Source organism: Phenylobacterium zucineum HLK1 (assembly GCF_000017265.1).
Taxonomy (GTDB): Bacteria; Pseudomonadota; Alphaproteobacteria; order Caulobacterales; family Caulobacteraceae; genus Phenylobacterium; species Phenylobacterium zucineum.
On record NC_011144.1, the window covers coordinates 1601854 to 1619262 of the forward strand.

The 17409-nt window shown below is 68.3% G+C and carries 15 protein-coding genes; 12 read left to right on the plus strand and 3 right to left on the minus strand.

Annotation, left to right across the window (positions count from 1 at the left end; genetic code table 11):
* Positions 1-56 precede the first annotated feature (56 nt).
* From PHZ_RS07770 to PHZ_RS07790, 5 genes are all read left to right on the plus strand, one after another.
* Complete coding sequence (locus PHZ_RS07770; RefSeq protein ID WP_012521972.1) at positions 57-1247, plus strand: MFS transporter; 1191 nt, start codon at positions 57-59, stop codon at positions 1245-1247.
* A gap of 71 nt (positions 1248-1318) precedes the next feature.
* Positions 1319-2779 (plus strand): IMP dehydrogenase, encoded by a 1461-nt coding sequence (guaB, locus tag PHZ_RS07775; protein ID WP_012521973.1) that lies wholly within the window; start codon positions 1319-1321, stop codon positions 2777-2779.
* Between the two features lie 8 nt (positions 2780-2787).
* On the plus strand, positions 2788-4065 hold the full coding sequence (locus PHZ_RS07780; RefSeq protein ID WP_012521974.1) for an RsmB/NOP family class I SAM-dependent RNA methyltransferase: 1278 nt from the start codon (positions 2788-2790) through the stop codon (positions 4063-4065).
* Positions 4066-4074: 9 nt separating this feature from the next.
* Positions 4075-5637 (plus strand): glutamine-hydrolyzing GMP synthase, encoded by a 1563-nt coding sequence (guaA, locus tag PHZ_RS07785; RefSeq protein WP_012521975.1) that lies wholly within the window; start codon positions 4075-4077, stop codon positions 5635-5637.
* A 289-nt stretch (positions 5638-5926) separates the two neighbouring features.
* Entirely contained in the window at positions 5927-7183 is a 1257-nt protein-coding gene (locus tag PHZ_RS07790) for a tyrosine-type recombinase/integrase (RefSeq protein ID WP_041373334.1), read from the plus strand.
* Here PHZ_RS07790 and PHZ_RS22095 read toward each other — a convergent pair.
* A complete protein-coding gene (locus PHZ_RS22095; RefSeq protein ID WP_083770855.1) occupies positions 7173-7466 on the minus strand; it encodes a helix-turn-helix transcriptional regulator in 294 nt (97 codons plus the stop codon). The two genes, PHZ_RS07790 and PHZ_RS22095, sit on opposite strands and share 11 nt — an antisense overlap.
* A gap of 263 nt (positions 7467-7729) precedes the next feature.
* Here PHZ_RS22095 and PHZ_RS07795 point away from each other — a divergent pair, with 263 nt between their 5' ends.
* Positions 7730-8803, plus strand: a complete 1074-nt coding sequence (locus PHZ_RS07795) for a KAP family P-loop NTPase fold protein (RefSeq protein ID WP_201765273.1) — start codon at positions 7730-7732, stop codon at positions 8801-8803.
* Positions 8804-8828: 25 nt separating this feature from the next.
* Here PHZ_RS07795 and PHZ_RS07800 read toward each other — a convergent pair.
* Positions 8829-10000, minus strand: a protein-coding gene (locus PHZ_RS07800) for an IS3 family transposase (RefSeq protein WP_086004007.1) whose coding sequence is annotated in 2 segments (ribosomal slippage) — positions 8829-9727 and positions 9727-10000 — 1173 coding nt in all. Because the reading frame shifts where the segments join, the coding sequence is not laid out codon by codon here.
* 125 nt (positions 10001-10125) lie between these two features.
* Here PHZ_RS07800 and PHZ_RS07810 point away from each other — a divergent pair.
* The 6 genes from PHZ_RS07810 to PHZ_RS07835 all read left to right on the plus strand — a co-directional run bounded on the left by PHZ_RS07810 (position 10126) and on the right by PHZ_RS07835 (position 16042).
* On the plus strand, positions 10126-10950 hold the full coding sequence (locus tag PHZ_RS07810) for a hypothetical protein (protein WP_012521978.1): 825 nt from the start codon (positions 10126-10128) through the stop codon (positions 10948-10950).
* Between the two features lie 4 nt (positions 10951-10954).
* A complete protein-coding gene (gene qatB / locus PHZ_RS07815) occupies positions 10955-11821 on the plus strand; it encodes a Qat anti-phage system associated protein QatB (protein ID WP_012521979.1) in 867 nt (288 codons plus the stop codon).
* Entirely contained in the window at positions 11818-13188 is a 1371-nt protein-coding gene (gene qatC / locus PHZ_RS07820) for a Qat anti-phage system QueC-like protein QatC (RefSeq protein WP_012521980.1), read from the plus strand. Before qatB ends, qatC begins: the two co-directional genes overlap by 4 nt.
* Complete coding sequence (qatD, locus tag PHZ_RS07825) at positions 13185-13955, plus strand: Qat anti-phage system TatD family nuclease QatD (RefSeq protein ID WP_012521981.1); 771 nt, start codon at positions 13185-13187, stop codon at positions 13953-13955. The genes qatC and qatD overlap by 4 nt, the downstream gene beginning before the upstream one ends.
* Before the next feature lie 66 nt (positions 13956-14021).
* A complete protein-coding gene (locus PHZ_RS07830; protein ID WP_012521982.1) occupies positions 14022-14864 on the plus strand; it encodes a restriction endonuclease in 843 nt (280 codons plus the stop codon).
* A complete protein-coding gene (locus PHZ_RS07835) occupies positions 14861-16042 on the plus strand; it encodes a hypothetical protein (RefSeq protein ID WP_012521983.1) in 1182 nt (393 codons plus the stop codon). Before PHZ_RS07830 ends, PHZ_RS07835 begins: the two co-directional genes overlap by 4 nt.
* A 215-nt stretch (positions 16043-16257) precedes the next feature.
* On the opposite strand, the gene PHZ_RS07840 is transcribed toward PHZ_RS07835, so the two are convergent.
* On the minus strand, positions 16258-17373 hold the full coding sequence (locus PHZ_RS07840; protein ID WP_041373338.1) for a helix-turn-helix domain-containing protein: 1116 nt from the start codon (positions 17371-17373) through the stop codon (positions 16258-16260).
* Positions 17374-17409 lie beyond the last annotated feature (36 nt).

A 17409-nucleotide genomic window follows, 5' to 3' on the forward strand; every position in this document is an offset into this window, starting at 1 on the left:
ACTGGAGCCAATAAGTCGTTTTTCGACATCAGCCCAGGGCGGCATGAACGCGGGCCATGACGGCTTCGCTTCGATCCGATCCCTCCAAGGCCCTGGTGGTCGCGGGGTTCGGCGTCGGCCAGATCGCCGCCTTCGCCTCGAGCTTCTACCTGATGGGCGTGCTGGGCGATCCGATCGCCCGGGACCTTGCCCTGAGCCCCGGCTTCGTCTTCGCCACGGTTTCGCTGTCCCTCGCGGCGCCCGCCTTCCTCGCGCCGGCCGTCGCCCGCCGGATCGACGCCGAAGGCGGCGCCCGCACGCTGCTGGTCTCGCACCTCGTCTTCGCCCTCGGCCTGGCCCTGCTGGGCTACGCCCGGGACGGGGCCGGCCTGGCGGCGGCCATGCTGGTGATGGGTCTTGGCATGGCCTACGGCCTGTCGCCCACGCCGTTCGCCATCCTGGTCTCGCTTTACGGCCAGGCCGCCCGCCGGCCGATCACGGGCGTCGCGCTGATCGGCGGCCTCGGCTCGACGGTGGGCTGGCCCGTGACCGCCTGGCTCGCGGACGAGTTGGGATGGCGCGGCGCCTGCTTCGCCTGGGCGGTGGTCCATCTGGCGCTGTTCCCGCTGATGGCCGGGATCTGCCCGGACACCCCAGGGCACGCCGTCGGCGACGAGCGCTCGCGGCCGGAGGCGGTCCGCTGGGACCGGCCGATGGTCCAGCTCGCCGTGCTCTTCGCCTGCGCCTGGTTCGTCTCGACCTGCATGAGCGCCCATCTCCCGAGGCTGCTGTCGGGGTTCGGCCTGCCGATGGCGGCCGCCACCGTCGCGGCGGGATGGATGGGACTCGCCGCCGTCTCGGCGCGGTTCCTGGAGTTCACCGTCCTGCGCAGCCTGCCACCGCTCGCCACAGCGCGGGCGGCGACGCTGATGCATCCGGCGGGCGCGGCGGCCCTCGCGGGGCTGGGCGGGCGAGGAGCCGAGGCGATGGCGGTAGCGCAAGGGCTCGGCAACGGCATGCTGACCGTGGCGAAGGGCGTGCTGCCGCTGCACCTGTGGGGCCCCAGGAACTACGCCTACCGCTCGGCCCTGATCGGCCGGCCCGCCATGATCGCCCAGGCGGCGGGGCCCGCCGTCTACGCCCTGCTGCTGGAACGCTCGGCGTGGCTCGCCTTGGCCGTCTCGTCGGGGCTCTGCCTCGTCATGTTCGCCATGACTTTCGGCCTCATCCGCCGTGACCCGGCGCCGCAGGAGACCGTAATCGCATGAAGCAGCTCACCTCGCCCCTTGCCCCGGGGTCGGCCTTACCCCTATACCCGCGCCGCAAAACGGAGAGTCTCATGGAGATTCGCGAAGGGCTCACCTTCGACGATGTTTTGCTCGAACCCGGCGCGTCCGATGTGATGCCCACGCAGGTGGATGTCTCCACCAGGTTCACGCGAGAGATCAATCTGAACATCCCGCTCGTGTCGGCCGCCATGGACACGGTCACCGAAAGCCGGCTGGCGATCGCCATGGCCCAGGCTGGCGGCATCGGGGTGCTTCACCGCAACCTGACGGTCGACGAACAGGCCGACCAGGTCCGCGAGGTGAAGCGCTACGAGAGCGGCATGGTCATCAACCCGCTGACCATCGGCCCCGACACCACCCTGGGCGAGGTCCGCCAGATCAAGGCGCGCAAGCGGATCTCGGGCTTCCCCGTGGTGGACGAGGCCGGCAAGCTCTGCGGCATCTTGACCAACCGGGACATGCGCTTCGAGAGTCGTGACGACATCCCGGCCAAGGCGCTGATGACCCGGGAGAACCTGGTCACCGTCAAGGAGGGCGTCAGCCAGGCCGAGGCGCGAGACTTGCTGCGCCGGCACAAGATCGAGCGCCTGATCGTCGTCGACGACGAGTACCACGCCGTCGGCCTGATCACCGTCAAGGACATGGAGAAGGCTCAGGCCCATCCGTTCGCGGCCAAGGACGCCCAGGGCCGTCTGCTGGTGGCGGCGGCCTCGACGGTCGGCGATGCGGGCTACGAGCGCTCAATGGCCCTCGTGGACGCCGGCGTCGACGTGGTGGTGATCGACACCGCCCACGGCCACAATGCCTCGGTGGCCGACGCCGTCCAGCGGGTGAAGCGCGAGACCAACCGCGTCCAGATCGTCGCCGGCAACGTGGCGACCTACGACGGGGCGCGCGCGCTGATCGACGCCGGCGCCGACGCCGTGAAGGTGGGGATCGGGCCCGGGTCGATCTGCACCACGCGGATCGTGGCGGGCGTAGGCGTGCCGCAGCTGACCGCCATCGCCGATGCGGTGCGCGCGGCGCAGGGCTCGGACGTTCCGGTCGTCGCCGACGGCGGCATCAAGTACTCGGGGGATCTCGCCAAGGCGCTCGCCATGGGCGCCTCGGTGGCGATGATGGGCTCGGTGTTCGCGGGCGTCGACGAGGCGCCGGGCGAGGTGTTCCTGTACCAGGGCCGCTCGTACAAGGCGTACCGCGGCATGGGTTCGCTGGGCGCCATGGGCCAGGGCTCGGCGGACCGCTACTTCCAGAAGGACGTGAAGGACGCGCTGAAGCTGGTGCCTGAAGGCATCGAGGGACAGGTCCCCTACAAGGGCCCGATCGCCCCCATCCTGCACCAGATGATCGGCGGCCTGCGCGCGGCCATGGGTTATGTCGGCGGCGCCGACCTGGCCGAGTTCCGCAAGCGGGCCCGGTTCATCCGCATCACCAACGCCGGCCTTCGCGAGAGCCACGTCCACGACGTGATGATCACCCGCGAGGCGCCGAACTACCCCAGCGCCGTCTAGGCCGCCTCATGCGCGACGGCGGACGGCTGGCGGCGGCCATTGAAGTTCTGACGGAGATCGAGGCTCGCCACCGCCCCGTCCGCCTGGCGCTGAAGGCCTGGGGCGAGGCCGCCCGCTATGCGGGGGCCAAGGACCGCGCCTTCGTCTCGGGCCTGGTGCTGGACGTCCTGCGTCGGCGGCGCTCGCTGGCCTGGCGCATGGGCGAGGAGGGGCCGCGGGCGGCGGCCCTGGGCGCCTTGCGCTTCCTGTGGGACTGGCCCCTGGAGCGGATCGCCGAGGCGGCCGCCGAGGACCCCCATGGTCCGGGCCCGCTGAGCGACGCCGAGCGGGCGGCGCTCGAGACGCCGCGGGACCTGGCGGACGCCCCGCCCGCGGTGCGGGGCGACTATCCGGACTGGCTCGACGCCGGCTTCGCGCGCGCCTTCGGCGAGGCGCGGGCCGAGGAGGGGGCCGCGCTGGCCGAGCGGGCGCCGGTCGACCTGCGGGTCAACACGCTGAAGACCGATCCCGAGCGGGCGCTGAAGGCCCTCGCGTCGGTGGAGGCCAGGCCCACCGGCGTGCTGCCGACCGCGCTGCGCATCGCCGCGCCCGACCCGGCCGCGCGCGGCGGCGCCGTCGAGGCGATCCCGCAGTTCTCCAAGGGTTGGTTCGAGGTGCAGGATCTCGGCTCGCAGATCGCGGCGTCTGCCGCCGGCGAGGTGAAGGGCGCCCAGGTGCTCGACCTCTGCGCCGGCGGCGGCGGCAAGACCCTGGCGCTGGCGGCGGCCATGGGCAACACCGGCCAGATCTACGCCTACGACTCCGACGCCCGGCGCCTGACCGACACCGTCCGCCGAGGCGACCGCGCCGGCGCCCGCAACCTGCAGGTCCGCTCGCCTGTGAACCCCGAGCCCCTGAAGGGTCTGGAGGGGCGGATGGACGTGGTGTTCGTCGACGCCCCCTGCACCGGGACGGGCTCGTGGCGACGCCATCCCGACACCAAGTGGCGCCTGACGCCCGAGGCGCTGGCCCGCCGGCAGGCCGAACAGGACCAGGTGCTGGACGACGCCGCACGCTTCGTGAAGGCCGGCGGCCGGATCGTCTACGTCACCTGCTCGGTGCTGCCGGAGGAGGACGAGGACCGGGTCGAGGCCTTCCTGCAGCGCCATTCCGGGTTCGCCCGCCGGGCGGCCACCGACCAGGCGAACCTGGCTGACTACCTCACGCCTGCCGGCGATCTGCGCCTTTCTCCCCGCACCTCCGGCACCGACGGCTTTTTCGTCGCGGTGCTGGAGAAAGCCCGCTAACGGAGCCCCATGACCGACACCGCCGACCACGAGCACGTCCTGATCGTCGACTTCGGGAGTCAGGTGACCCAGCTCATCGCCCGGCGCCTGCGGGAGAGCGGCGTCTATTGCGAGATCCACCCCTACGACAAGGTGGACGCGGTCCTCGACAGCTTCCGGCCCAAGGCGGTAATCCTCTCGGGCGGGCCGGCCAGCGTGCACGAGGCCGAGAGTCCGGCGGCCTCGAAGCGCCTGTTCGAGCTGGACGTGCCGGTCCTGGGCATCTGTTACGGCGAACAGACGATGTGCGACGTGCTCGGCGGCAAGGTCGAGCCGGGGACTACTCGCGAGTTCGGCCGGGCCGAGATCGAGATCGTGCGCGAAAGCCCGCTGCTGGACGGCCTGGGCGGCGCCGGCCACTTCGAACCGGTATGGATGAGCCACGGCGACAAGGTCACGGCCCTGCCCATGGGTTTCGAGACGGTGGCCGTCTCGGAGGGCAGCCCCTTCGCCGTCATCGCCGACGAAGGCCGACGGTTCTACGGCATCCAGTTCCACCCCGAGGTCGCTCACACCCCGCGCGGGGCGCTGATCCTGCGCAACTTCACCCACAAGATCGCGGGCCTGAAGGGCGACTGGACCATGAAGGCCTTCCGCGAGGAGGCCATCGCCCGCATCCGCGACCAGGTCGGCGACGGCCGGATCATCTGCGGCCTCTCCGGCGGCGTGGACTCGTCCGTGGCCGCCGTGCTGATCCACGAGGCGATCGGCGACCAGCTCACCTGCGTCTTCGTCGATCACGGCCTGCTGCGCCTGAACGAGGCAGAGCAGGTCGTGACCATGTTCCGGGATCACTACAACATCCCGCTGGTCCACGTTGATGCGGCTGAGGAATTCCTCGGCGCGCTGGCGGGCGTCACCGATCCGGAGACCAAGCGCAAGACCATCGGTCGGCTGTTCGTCGAGGTGTTCGACCGCGAGGCGGCGAAGATCGAGGGCGCGGCGTTCCTGGCCCAGGGCACGCTCTATCCGGACGTGATCGAGAGCGTCTCGGCCCGCGGCGGCCCCTCGGCGGTGATCAAGAGCCACCACAACGTCGGCGGGCTGCCGGACTACATGAAGCTCAAGCTGGTCGAGCCCCTGCGCGAGCTGTTCAAGGACGAGGTTCGCGCGCTCGGCGTGGAGCTGGGCCTGCCGCCGCAGTTCGTCGGCCGCCACCCGTTCCCCGGCCCGGGCCTCGCCATCCGCATCCCCGGCGAAGTCACGCCCGAGCGGGTCGCTATCCTGCAGAAAGCCGACGCCATCTACCTGGACGAAATCCGCAAGGCCGGCCTCTACGACTCCATCTGGCAGGCCTTCGCCGTCCTGCTGCCGGTCCGCACCGTCGGCGTGATGGGCGATGCGCGCACCTACGACGAGGTCTGCGCCCTGCGCGCCGTGACCTCGACCGACGGCATGACCGCCGACTTCTTCGAGTTCCCCTGGGAGGTCCTCAGCCGGGCCGCCACGCGGATCATCAACGAGGTGCGCGGCATCAACCGCGTCGTCTACGACGTGACGTCGAAGCCGCCCGGCACCATCGAGTGGGAATGATCCGATAGCCGTCCGAGGCTATCGCAGAAGCCCGGAAAGCACGCGTAAGTCATTGAACAAAAACGTGATTGCCGCCGCCACCTATCGGCATCTATCGGGGAGCAGCGGTTCGTTCTGGCGGTAGCCATGACGGCGCCGCTCCCGCTTGCCTGCCATGTGTCCCAGCGATACCGTCATCTGTAAAGCACCGTGTGACGGTATTTCTGAGGGCGTAAGTCTCGGAAATATTGAGAAAAACCGGTGTCCGGAGTCGCTCAGAAATGGGTGACGGTATTCTCTGGAGCCGCCCGTGCTTACCGACACAGCTCTCAAGAACCTCAAGCCCAGGGAGAAGGCGTACAAGGTCGCTGACCGCGACGGGATGTACGTCCACGTCACGACCTCGGGATCGATCACCTTCCGGTACGACTACCGTCTGAATGGTCGGCGCGAGACGCTGACGATCGGCAAATACGGGCCATCAGGTCTGTCCCTCGCCCGAGCGCGTGAGAAGTGCCTCGACGCCCGTCGAGCGGTGGCCGAGGGGCTTTCGCCTGCTCAGGAGAAGCAACGCGAGAAGCGGCGGGTCCTGGAAGCGAAGAGCTTCGGCGAGTTCGGTGAGCGCTGGTTCAAAGAAGCGCCCATGGCGGACAGCACGAGGGCAATGCGGCGTTCGATCTTCGAACGCGATCTGCTTCCGGCCTTTCGCAATCGCCTCTTGTCGGAGATCACGCCGGACGACCTGCGAGCCCTTTGCGCCAAGATCAAAGGCCGTGGCGCCCCAGCTACCGCGATCCACGTCCGAGACATCCTCAAGCAGATTTACGGCTTCGCGATTCTTCATGGCGAGAAGATCCGAAATCCCGCCGACGAGGTCGGGCCGGCGTCGATCGCGACCTTCGTAGCGAAGGATCGCGCCCTATCGCCAACCGAGATCCGGATCATGCTGAAGCAGCTCGAGCATGTGCCGACGCTGCCGACTATCCGGCTCGGTCTAAAGCTGATCCTGCTCACGATGGTCCGGAAGAGCGAGTTGCAGGACGCTACCTGGGATGAGGTCGACTTTGAGAACGCCGTCTGGTCCATCCCCAAGGAGCGGATGAAGCGCTCGAAGGCCCACAACGTGTACCTGTCGGAGCAATCCCTCGACATCCTGATCGCACTGAAGACGTGCGCCGGCAATTCGCGGTTCCTGCTGCCATCGCGCTACGACGCCGATGCACCCATGTCCCGGGCTACGTTCAACCGCATCACGACGGCTGTTGCGGAACGCGCGAAGAAGGAGGGGCTGCCACTCGAACCCTTCACGGTTCACGACCTGCGGCGGACCGGCTCAACCTTGCTGAACGAGCTCGGCTTCAACCGAGACTGGATCGAGAAGGCTCTGGCCCACGAGGACAGCCGCTCGTCTCGGGGCGTCTACAACAAGGCCGAGTACGAGCCGCAGCGGCGGCACATGCTCCAAGAATGGGCCGACATGGTCGACGCATGGGTTGATGGCCGGAAGCGGGCCCCGACGCTCTATCCGCCCAGCATGGAGCTCGGGCCTCTCGAAGCTACTGTCTGACAGGTCGTGCGCGGCGCTGCCGAACGTCGGGAGATGGCGACCTAGCGATCAGGGACGCGTCTGAGGCCCGACGCCGCTCATCGATCCACGCCTCAACCTCCGCCAGATCCCAGACGACGCACCGCGGCGTCAGGTTGAACCGACGGGGGAATTCGCCGCGTTGCTCCAGTTCGTAGATGGTGGTGTCCGCCAGGGGGACGATGCGCCGAAGTTCTGCGCGTCGGACTGTCCGGCGATAGCGCGGTGGCGAGATGGCTGGTGCAGTGGAGACGTCGGTGGGCATCAGCAATTCTCCTGACCTGAATGCAGAGAATCGCACCGACCAAAGGTGGGGAAGGGGGCGCGTAGCTGCGTAGTAGGATCGGCGCCGTTGGCGCGTGAATTGGCCGAGACCGACTCTTGGCTGACCTCCGCAAGGTCTGCTTCTAAGCACCCCTAAGCTGTTCGAGCGCGGGACGGCTCGCCATACGATTGCGCAGCTGGCAGAGAAGGAGACGCTGGCCGAGTCGAGCCGCGTCAAGCGGCCGGGCGGGGGAACCGATGTTCTTGAACGATCATGAGACGGCGACCGATCTCCTCTACTACGAGGCGATCGCCAAGACCGTCGTCAAGCTGATCCGCCAGACGCCCGACGTGCCGATTACTATCGGCGTGCATGGCGATTGGGGCGCCGGCAAGTCCAGCGTCCTGAAGATGACCGAGAGCGCCTTTGCCGGCGACGACCGCGTCCTCTGCCTCTGGTTCAACGGGTGGACGTTCGAAGGCTTCGAAGACGCCAAGACCATCGTCATCGAGACTATCGTCGATGAACTGCGTCGCGCCCGTCCCAACTCGACGAAGGTCGCCGAAGCGGCGAAGAAGGTCCTGAAGCGGGTCGATTGGCTCAAGATCGCCCGCAAGGCGGGCGGGTTCGCGTTCACCGCAGCGACCGGCATCCCGACCTTCGACCAGATGAAGGACCTCTACGGCCTCGCGACTTCAGTGCTCGCCAAGCCGCAGGACCACATCTCCATCGAAGACCTGAAGGGTTTGGCCGAGAAGGCCGGCGAGTTCGTCAAGGAGGCGCCCGAGGAGAGCGACCACCTGCCCGAGCACATCCACGCCTTCCGCGAGGAGTTCAAGGAGCTGCTCGAAGCCGCCGACATCGAGCAGCTGGTGGTCATCGTCGACGATCTCGACCGTTGTCTGCCCACGACCGCGATCGCCACCCTCGAAGCGATCCGGCTGTTCCTGTTCGTCGAGCGAACCGCCTTCGTCATCGGCGCCGACGAGCTGATGATCGAATATGCGGTGCGGGAACACTTCCCCGACCTGCCGCGCAGCTCCGGTCCGCTGAGCTACGCGCGCAATTATCTCGAGAAGCTGATCCAGGTCCCGTTCCGCATCCCGGCGCTCGGCGTCGCCGAGACGCGGGTCTATGTCACGCTGCTCCTCGCCGAGAATGCCCTGGGCCGGACCGATGGCAGGTTCACGAAGCTTCTCGCCGCCGCGCGGGAGGACATGCGCCGGCCCTGGAAGAGCCGGGGGCTGGACCGAAAGACCCTTGAGGCGGCGATGGGCGGAACGGTGCCGGCCGAGGTCGGCCAGGCCCTCACGCTCGCGGCCCATGTGACCAAGTGATCCTCCCCCGAAAAAGTGGACGGGGTTAAGCCGCTCTGCGCTCGGCCTCGGCTGGACTGATGTAGCCCAGGGCTGAGTGCAGGCGGCGGGGATTGTAGAAGCCCTCGATGTACTGGAACAGGTCTCGTCGGGCCTGGTCGCGGGTGGCGTAGACCCGGTGGTGGACGCGCTCGGTCTTGAGGGTGTGGAAGAAGCTCTCCATCGGGGCGTTGTCCCAACAATCGCCCTTGCGGCTCATTGAAGGCGTGATGCCGGCGCGGGCCAGGGCCGAGCGGTAGGCCTCGGCGGCGTACTGGATACCGCGGTCGGAGTGGTGGATCAGGCCGGGCGCCGGCCGCTGGCGCTCGATGGCCATCTGCAGCGCGTCGAGGGCGATCTCGACGTGCAGCGAAGGCCGCATGCACCAGCCGACGATCTTGCGGGTGAAGAGGTCGAGCACGGTAGCGAGGTACAGCCAGCCCTCGCCGGTGGGGATGTAGGTGAGGTCGGCGAGCCAGACCTGGTTCGGCGCCTGGGTGGTGAAGTTGCGGCCGAGCCGGTTGGGCGCAATCGGATAGCCATGGCGACTGTCGGTCGTCCGCGTGCGCCGCGGCAGAGCCGCCAGGCCCCGGATGCCGGCCCGGCGCATCAGCCGCTCGATGCGGCTGCGCCCGACGCGGCGGCCGTGGCCGCGGAGCACGGCATGCACCCGAGGCGAGCCATAGGTCCCGCTGCTGTCGGCGTGGATCCGGCGGATGTCGTCCAGCAATGCGCGGTTGGCGACCGCGCGCCGGCTCTCTGGCCTGGAGCGCCAGGCGTAGTAACCGCTGGCCGACAGACCCAGGACCGCGCACATCACCCGAACCGGCCAGACGCTGCGATGCTCATCGACGAACCCGAACTTCATCGGGAGGCCGATCCGAAGATGAGCGCGGCTTTTTTTAGGATGTCGCGCTCCATCCGCAGCCGCTCGTTCTCGCGCCGAAGCCGGGCGTTCTCCGAGGCCAGGTCAGACGGCGACGGGGCCGGCGCTTGCGTGGTGGAGCGCCTCGCCGCCCCCGTCGCCTGCGCCCCGAACTGCATCATCCATCGTCGAAGCACCGTCTCGTGCAGACCCAGCTCCCGGGCCACCGCGCCCACCGACAGGCCGCTCACAGCCACCCGGTCGACCGCCTCGCGCTTGAACGTCTCCGGAAACACCCGGCGCGCACCACTCATCTGACACTCCTCTCCAGCTCCTCAGAGCTAGCATGGGTGTCCACCAAACCGGGGGAGGATCAAAGATCCTCAGCGAGGGCACGCGGGGCAACCCGCGGCAGATCAAGAGATTCCTGAACTCCCTGATGCTGCGCCACGCTATCGCGGAGGAACGCGGCTTCGGCGGCGACGTCCAGCGTCCCGTGCTCGCCAAGATCATGCTGGCGGAACGCTTCTACCCGGACTTCTACGAGCAGATCGCCCGGCTGGCGGCCGCCGATCCCGACGGCAAGGTCGAAGCGCTCGGCCGGTTCGAGGAACACGTCCGGGCCCCCGCGCTCCCGGACGATGACGACGAGGATCCGAGGCCGGCCGGGAAAGCGGCGAAGAAGCCCGCGGCCGCCAAACCCCCTGCACTGCCGTCCGAGGCCGAGGAATGGGCTAAGAACGACTGGATCAAGGGATGGGCGGCGATCGACCCCCTCCTGAAGGACGTCGATCTGCGGCCCTATGTGTTCGTCACCCGGGACAAGCGTGGCGCACTCGGCGGACTCGTCGCCGCGAGCCATCTGGAGGGTTTGGTCGAGCGCCTGATGGGACCGCGGATGCTGGCCCGGGGCGCCGCCGCCGAAGTCGCCAAACTGACCGGTCCGGAACCGGAGGAGGTCTTCGACGCGATCCGGAGCCGCATCCTGCAGGAGGACAACTTCACCAAGCTGCCGGACGGCGTCCAAGGTCTGGTGGTCGTGGTCGAAGCTCATCCCGGCCTCCAGAGGCGACTGCTCGAGTTCCTGCGTGAGCTCCCGGTCGCCAAGCTCGGCGCCTGGGCGGTGTCGAGCTGGGGAACCGCCTTCACCGACGCGACCGCCAGGGGCGAATTCGCTCAGATCGCCGCCGGCTGGGCGGAGCAGTCCGAGAACGCCGTCCTCCAGGCCGCATCCAAGGGCGTTGCGAAGCTGAAGAGGACCTGAGGGCATGGGGACGTCGAAGGGCTATGGCGGGGCCGGTTCGGGGCTCGTCCCCTCCTGGGTCGACGACCCGTCTCCCGGCGTCGCGCCCGGACCCGCGCCGACGCCGCCGCCAGGCGGCGGAGCGCCCCAGCCGGGTCCCGGCCAAGCGCCGCCGCCACCGTCTCGGACGCCGCCGCGACCGGACACCTCCGGTGCGGGCTCCTTCCAGGGTGCTCGCGGCGCCTTCTCCCGTTTTGCCAAGACTGGCAGCCGCAGCGCGCTCGGCAGCGCGATGTCGAGCTATGTGCGCAGCGGGACCGGCGGCGCCCGTCGAGCCGCCCGCCGCATGGGGGCATCGCGAGCAGCGGGTGCGCGCCTCCTCGGAGTCGTCCGCGACGTCCAGCGCCTGGGTGCCGCCGAGACGCTGCGGCAGCTCAACCTGCCCGGCCTGGCCGGTCGCCCTGCCGCCGAAGTCTTCCTCGCCATCCTCGAGTTCATCTGCCCGCCGGGCGGCGCCGTGGACGAGGCCATCGCGCGTCAGGCCATGCTCGAGACGATCGGTGATCTGGCCGAGGCCGGCGTCGGCGACTTCGATGCGATGACGCCCGATCAGATGCAGGAGTTCTTCCTCGACTTCGTCGCACGCTCGATCGAAGGCCGCGTCATGGCCGATCTCGGCGCCCGGGGGGTGACGCTGCCGGCGGATGTCGCCACCGTCGAGGCGGCGCAGCAGCAGCTCCACGACTTCGTCACCGGCTGCACCCAGAGCGAACTCTCCGGTCGCCTGGAAGGGGTGGAACGGCTCGGCGACCGCGACGTCGAGCGCGTCGTCAACGAGATCTACGAAGCCGCCTTCGAGCTCGTGGCAGCCGCCGGGGAGGCCGCGCAATGAATCATCACAGCCTCGTCTGCCGGCTCGGCCCGGGCGATACCGCCACCGTCAAACCCTCACGATCCGACAGCAAGCTCACGGAGGTCTCGTTCGTCGATGGCGATCAGCGCCTCGGATACGGCCTCGGCCAGGCGCTCGATCAACTGCGCGAGCTCGGCCTCCGCCCCTCCGAACGCACGATCGATCTCGCTCTCCTCGCCGCGGCCCTGACCGCGGCCGACACCCGGATCTCGCGCTCGACCGAGTCGCAGAACGCCTGGACGCGCGAGATCGACCTCTGCTTGCCCGTTGCGGAGCCGAAGCTGTGGGAGGGCCTGGCGCCCCTGATCGTCACGACGCTCAACTTCCTCACCGGGGATCGCTGGGGCGTGCGGTTCCGCGCGCGGCCCAAGGGGATCGCCGCCCTCGCGCCGGCCCCGACCAAGCTCCGGACCGCGACCGCCGACTCCGTCTGCCTCTTCTCGGGCGGCCTCGACAGCTTCATCGGCGCGATCGACCTGCTCGCGGACGGTAAGGCCCCGATGCTCGTCAGCCATTACTGGGATGGGATCACCAGCACCCACCAGACCTATTGCGCCGACGTCATCGCCAAGCGGTTCCCCAAGCAGCGCTTCCATCACCTGCGCGCCCGCGTCGGCTTCCCGAACGACCTCGTCGACGGATCGGCGGGCGAGAACACCTTGCGGGGTCGCTCGTTCCTGTTCTTCGCGCTCGCTGCCATGGCGGCTGACGCACTCGGCGTGGGACTCATCCACGTCCCGGAGAATGGGTTGATCTCGCTGAACGTCCCCCTCGATCCGACGCGGCTCGGCGCCCTCAGCACCCGCACCACCCACCCCTTCTACATGGCGCGCTTCGACGAGATCCTGGATGGTCTCGGCTTGCCGATCCGGCTTGAGAATCGCTACCGCTTCCAGACGAAGGGCGTGATGGCGAAGAACTGCGCCGACGCGGCGCTGCTCAATAAGGAAGCGCGGCACACGATGTCGTGCTCTTCGCCCGCCAAGGCGCGTTGGGCCAAGGATGAGGACGCCCGCCAGCCCAAACATTGCGGCCACTGTGTGCCCTGCCTGATCCGCCGGGCCGCGATGGTCGAAGGGCTCGGCGCCGACCACACGCCCTACCAGATCCCGGATCTGCGGGCGAAGGTCCTCGACAGCGCCAAGGCCGAGGGCGCCCATGTGCGCGGCTTCCAGATCGCCCTGTCGCGGCTCGCCAAGAAGCCTGCCCGAGCGAAGCTGGACATTCATCGACCCGGCCCCCTGACGGACCACCCGGGCGATCTCGCCGCCTACGAGAAGGTCTATGTCGACGGGCTGCAGGAGGTCGGACGCCTGCTGAAGGGTGTGCGGGCCCGGCCGCGATGACGCTCCCGCAATCGGCGCGCCCGCGCCTGGTCGACTTCCACTGTCATCTCGACCTCTACCCGGACCATGCCGCGCTCATCCGTGAATGTGACCGCGAACGCGTGGCCACGCTCGCGGTGACCACGACGCCGAAGGCGTGGCCGCGGAATCGCGATCTGGCCGAGGCTTCGACCCATGTGCGGGTCGCGCTCGGCCTGCATCCGCAGCTGGTCGCCGAACGCGAGGCCGAGCTGCCGTTGTTCGAACGCTACCTGTCCGAAGCGCGCTATGTCGGCGAGGTCGGGCTCGATGCCGGTCCCCGCTTCTATCGCAGCTTCGAGGCCCAGGAGCGCGTGTTCACGCGCGTGCTCGCCGCCTGCGCCGAACAGGGCAACAAGATCCTGACGCTCCACAGCGTCCGGGCCGTGGGCAAGGTGCTCGGTCATCTCGACCGCGCCCTGCCGCCGGATCGTGGGCGCGTCATCCTCCACTGGTTCACCGGGACCGCGGCAGAGGCCCGCAGAGCCTCCGAGCGCGGCTGCTACTTCTCGATCAACTCGGAGATGCTGCGCTCGCCCAAGCACCGCCAGCTCGTCGCCGGTCTTCCAGCGGATCGGCTGCTCACCGAGACCGATGGTCCCTTCGTCGAGGCCGCCGGACGACCCGTCCGGCCCTCCGCGGTCGCGCAGACCGTCGCCGACCTCGCGACGCTCAGGGGTGAGACCGCCGACGTTATGGCTCAACGAATCGTGGCCAATCTCCGCGCCCTCGTGACGGCCGTGGACTGAGGGAGAGACATCATCGCCGCGATCCGATCCGTCGATCTGAGGTTAGTCGAGGAGCTGGTCGAGTTCGTGCGCGGCCGCGGCTATGTGCTCGACTTCTCCGATCCGGGTTTCAGCGACTTCTTCGCCGCCGAGCTCGACGTCGACATCGACGATCCGATCTACGCCGAGAACGGCGGCTCCAAAGGCAAGCGTCTGCGCTGCTTCCTCCAGAAGGTCGATGGCGCGACCGCCGCGCGAACGCTCCAGGCGTTGTGGGAGCATCGCGCCGAGTTCCTCGCCCGCACCAATCAGCCCGATCCCGTCGTCAACGCCGAGGGTCGCTTCCTCTCCCTCATCGCCCGCCTTATGGACCGGGCCGAAGGTGGTACGGGCGGCCAAGCCCCCGTTCCTGCCACAGACTGGCGGCTCCAGGCCGAGCTGAAGGACGGGCTGATCGCCATCGCTTCGCTTCCGCCCCAGGAACGCGGCTACGAATTCGAGGCCTTCCTGCGGCGGTCTTTCGATGCGGCGGGCCTGGCGGCGCGCGAGCCTTTCCGAAATCTCGGGGAGCAGATCGATGGCAGCTTCCTGCTGGGCCACGAGACCTATCTGCTCGAAGCGAAGTGGACCGCCTCGCCGATCGGCGTCGCCGACCTCCACGGTTTCCACGGCAAGCTGGAGCAGAAGGCGTCCTGGGCGCGCGGCCTCTTCGTGAGCTACAACGGATTCAGCGAACAGAGGCTGGCCGCCTTCGGGCCAGGCAAGCGCCTGATCTGCATGGACGGCCGTGATCTCTTCGACGCGCTCGACCGCTCGATCCCACTCGCCGCGGTGCTCGAACGCAAGGTCCGTCGCGCGGCCGAGACCGGCCGCGCCTTTATCCCCGTAAGCGAGCTGTTCGCGTCAGCCCCGACCAGGGAGCCCCGGTGACCGGCTCCTCGTCGCCGCTCGAATGGCGCGCGATCTTCGTGCTCCCCAACCTCGCGCTCGCTGGTGCGATCGACGGGGAACTGGCGGCGCTCGTCCCGGCCAGCGATGCACGACTGCGCCAGCTGACCCGATACCAGCCGATGCTGCGCAGCTTCCTGTGCCGGTTCAGCGACGCCTTCGGCGAGCGCGTCGCGCCGGCGGTGCTGCTGCTGCGGTCGGACGCGCCCAGCGCCTTCAACGAAATCGGTGCCATCGCGAGCTTCCGAGACGCGATCGCGATCTCGGCGATCAGCGCCGCCCGCACCCAGGAGCTGCTCCACCCGCGCGGTCATCGCATGCTGTTCGGCGACAGCTTCGCCTTCTATCCCTGGATGGTTGACCGTCATGACGAGCACCTGATCGGCAGCACGCCGGCGCTGCTCGGCGTCCACGACGTGTCCGCATTCCATGGCCAGTCTGCCCCCGAGCTGTTCCGCACGCCGCTGGATGCCAGCGACCTCGATGCGACACTGCTCGGCGCCCTGCTGAACCGCTGGCGTCGCCGTCATCTCTCGGCCGATGCCGAGTGGGCGGACATTGCGCTCATGCGCTCGCTCAACATGGCCTACCACGCCTCGCTCCTCCCGGCCGCCAGCGACACCACCTTCTATGATGTCGGCAGGCTGATCTCGCTCTGGGTCAGCGCTTTCGAGATCCTCGTCCACCCGGGCGGGAGCGGCATCGCCAATCGCGACCGCGTGCTCGCGCTCCTCGAGCAGACGCCGTGGCAGCGCACCGCTTCGGCCGACAAAGCGTACGACACCGGCGGCAAGACGAAGGTCCGTCGCACGCTCGCGTCCTGGCTCTACCAGACGCTCAACGACCGCCGGAATGACTTCCTCCACGGCAACCCGATCGAGCGGGACGCGCTCGTGCTGCCCGTCTCGGGTCGCAACCTGTTCGAGTACGCCGCGCCCCTGTACCGGTTGGCGTTGACCGCCTTCCTAGACCTGTCGCCCGATGAACCCCTGCCGGACGCCTCACAGCCGCGGGCGCTCGGCGAGGCGATCGCGCGGCGTATGGCCTTCCTCGATCCCCAAGAAACCGTCGAGGATGCCCTGCTGACGGCCATACGTCCGCCCGCCGAGCCGACGAGACATCGCCGTCGGCGGGTCAGCCGCCCCGCGCCAACAGACTAGGTGCCCAGCGCAGCTCGATTCCCCTGTTAACGGCTGGCCGGCTCGACATTCGTTCGAAATGCTCTCTGCCCATACCTCGACAGGCTCCTGACCGCGTTCCGGCTTGCGTGAATGTCTGCTGCGAAGACGGACGCCGATGTCTCGTCATGGCGCATCTGCGACCTTCAGGTGGTTCGCCCAGTCTTCTGAAAGGTCGCGCTCGGGTAATCGAGGCACTAGAGCGGGCGGAGGCGGACAACTTTCGGGTCGTCGGGCATTGGCCCCGGATCTGAGAAGCTCGCCCCCGTCACAAGCTCCAGCATTGCGGGAGCGAAGCCGACCTGTCTCCCAACCGCCACCGCGCCACCTGGGATCGCGCTTTCTAGGGCGGCGATTGCCGACGGCAGGAGTTCCGGCTGCTCAATCGGTAGAGTCCCGTCGGCGTCGTAGGTCTCGACCTTCGCCTGGCCGGTTTTCACAAGATGGATGTTGGCGGTTCGGTATTGGGCCGGGGACAGCAGTCCAAGGTCGTAGCCGCGCCGCACGATGGCGCGGACTGACATCTTCCAACGTAGCTTGAGCTGGAAGAGCGCACGCCAGTTGATCGTTCGTCCACGCGGAAACTCCCGGAGCACAGCGCCGCGCGGAAAGAGGAAGGCGCTTGCGAATCGATGCGCCTGATCCTCCGTCGCCCGGTCTCCCGTTTGGATGCCGCGATGCATAATCAAGTGCCCGCATTCGTGGGCGAAGTCGAACCGCTGCCGGCAGAGGCTTTCCTTGAGTGAGCTCCGCACGATGACCGGCCGCCGCCGATCCATGGAAAACGCGTCCACACGCTCGGACAGATCGCCGAAATAGGTCACGACGGCGCCAGCGTTTTCCACGACGCGCATCATGCTGGTGATCGGACCTGTTGTGCCCAGTCCCCAATAGCGTCGCGCTTTCTCGGCCGCTTGTTCGATCTCCTCGGCCGAGGATGCCGGCAGGTCAGGAAAGGAGACCTCAGGAAGCTCCAGATGCTCTTCGATCGCTGCCACGAACTTGTCGAGGAGCGTTCCTCGAGCCAGCACTTGGCTCGTGACAGAGGCCGGCCGCGTGATATGCCCCCGAAAGTGGCACTGCTCGGGCCGAACGGTCGAAGGAATCGGCTCGCCCAAGAAAGCGGCCGTGACGCCGAGCTCGTCGGCGAGAGCCGCGATCAGGTCGTCGGAGGCTGATCGCGCGCCCGTCTCAAGTTGATGGATGAACTGACGCGTGGCGCCCACGCGCTCGCCGATCTCTTCAAGGGAGTAGCCACGAGCCAGCCGGGCGAGCCGCAATTGCTCGCCTGCGATCTTCGCTTTTGTTTCCATACTCGGCCGGCCTAAGGGCCGCCTCTTGTCGAAATG

Excerpts from the sequence above, each read along its gene's own strand:
- qatC (WP_012521980.1), top strand. The coding sequence starts at position 11,818 with ATGAATCATCACAGCCTCGTCTGCCGGCTCGGCCCGGGCGATACCGCC.
- PHZ_RS07810 (WP_012521978.1), top strand. The coding sequence starts at position 10,126 with ATGCTGCGCCACGCTATCGCGGAGGAACGCGGCTTCGGCGGCGACGTC.
- PHZ_RS22095 (WP_083770855.1), bottom strand. The coding sequence starts at position 7,466 with ATGCCCACCGACGTCTCCACTGCACCAGCCATCTCGCCACCGCGCTAT.
- qatD (WP_012521981.1), top strand. The coding sequence starts at position 13,185 with ATGACGCTCCCGCAATCGGCGCGCCCGCGCCTGGTCGACTTCCACTGT.
- PHZ_RS07770 (WP_012521972.1), top strand. The coding sequence starts at position 57 with ATGACGGCTTCGCTTCGATCCGATCCCTCCAAGGCCCTGGTGGTCGCG.
- PHZ_RS07840 (WP_041373338.1), bottom strand. The coding sequence starts at position 17,373 with ATGGAAACAAAAGCGAAGATCGCAGGCGAGCAATTGCGGCTCGCCCGG.
- guaA (WP_012521975.1), top strand. The coding sequence starts at position 4,075 with ATGACCGACACCGCCGACCACGAGCACGTCCTGATCGTCGACTTCGGG.
- PHZ_RS07780 (WP_012521974.1), top strand. The coding sequence starts at position 2,788 with ATGCGCGACGGCGGACGGCTGGCGGCGGCCATTGAAGTTCTGACGGAG.
- qatB (WP_012521979.1), top strand. The coding sequence starts at position 10,955 with ATGGGGACGTCGAAGGGCTATGGCGGGGCCGGTTCGGGGCTCGTCCCC.
- guaB (WP_012521973.1), top strand. The coding sequence starts at position 1,319 with ATGGAGATTCGCGAAGGGCTCACCTTCGACGATGTTTTGCTCGAACCC.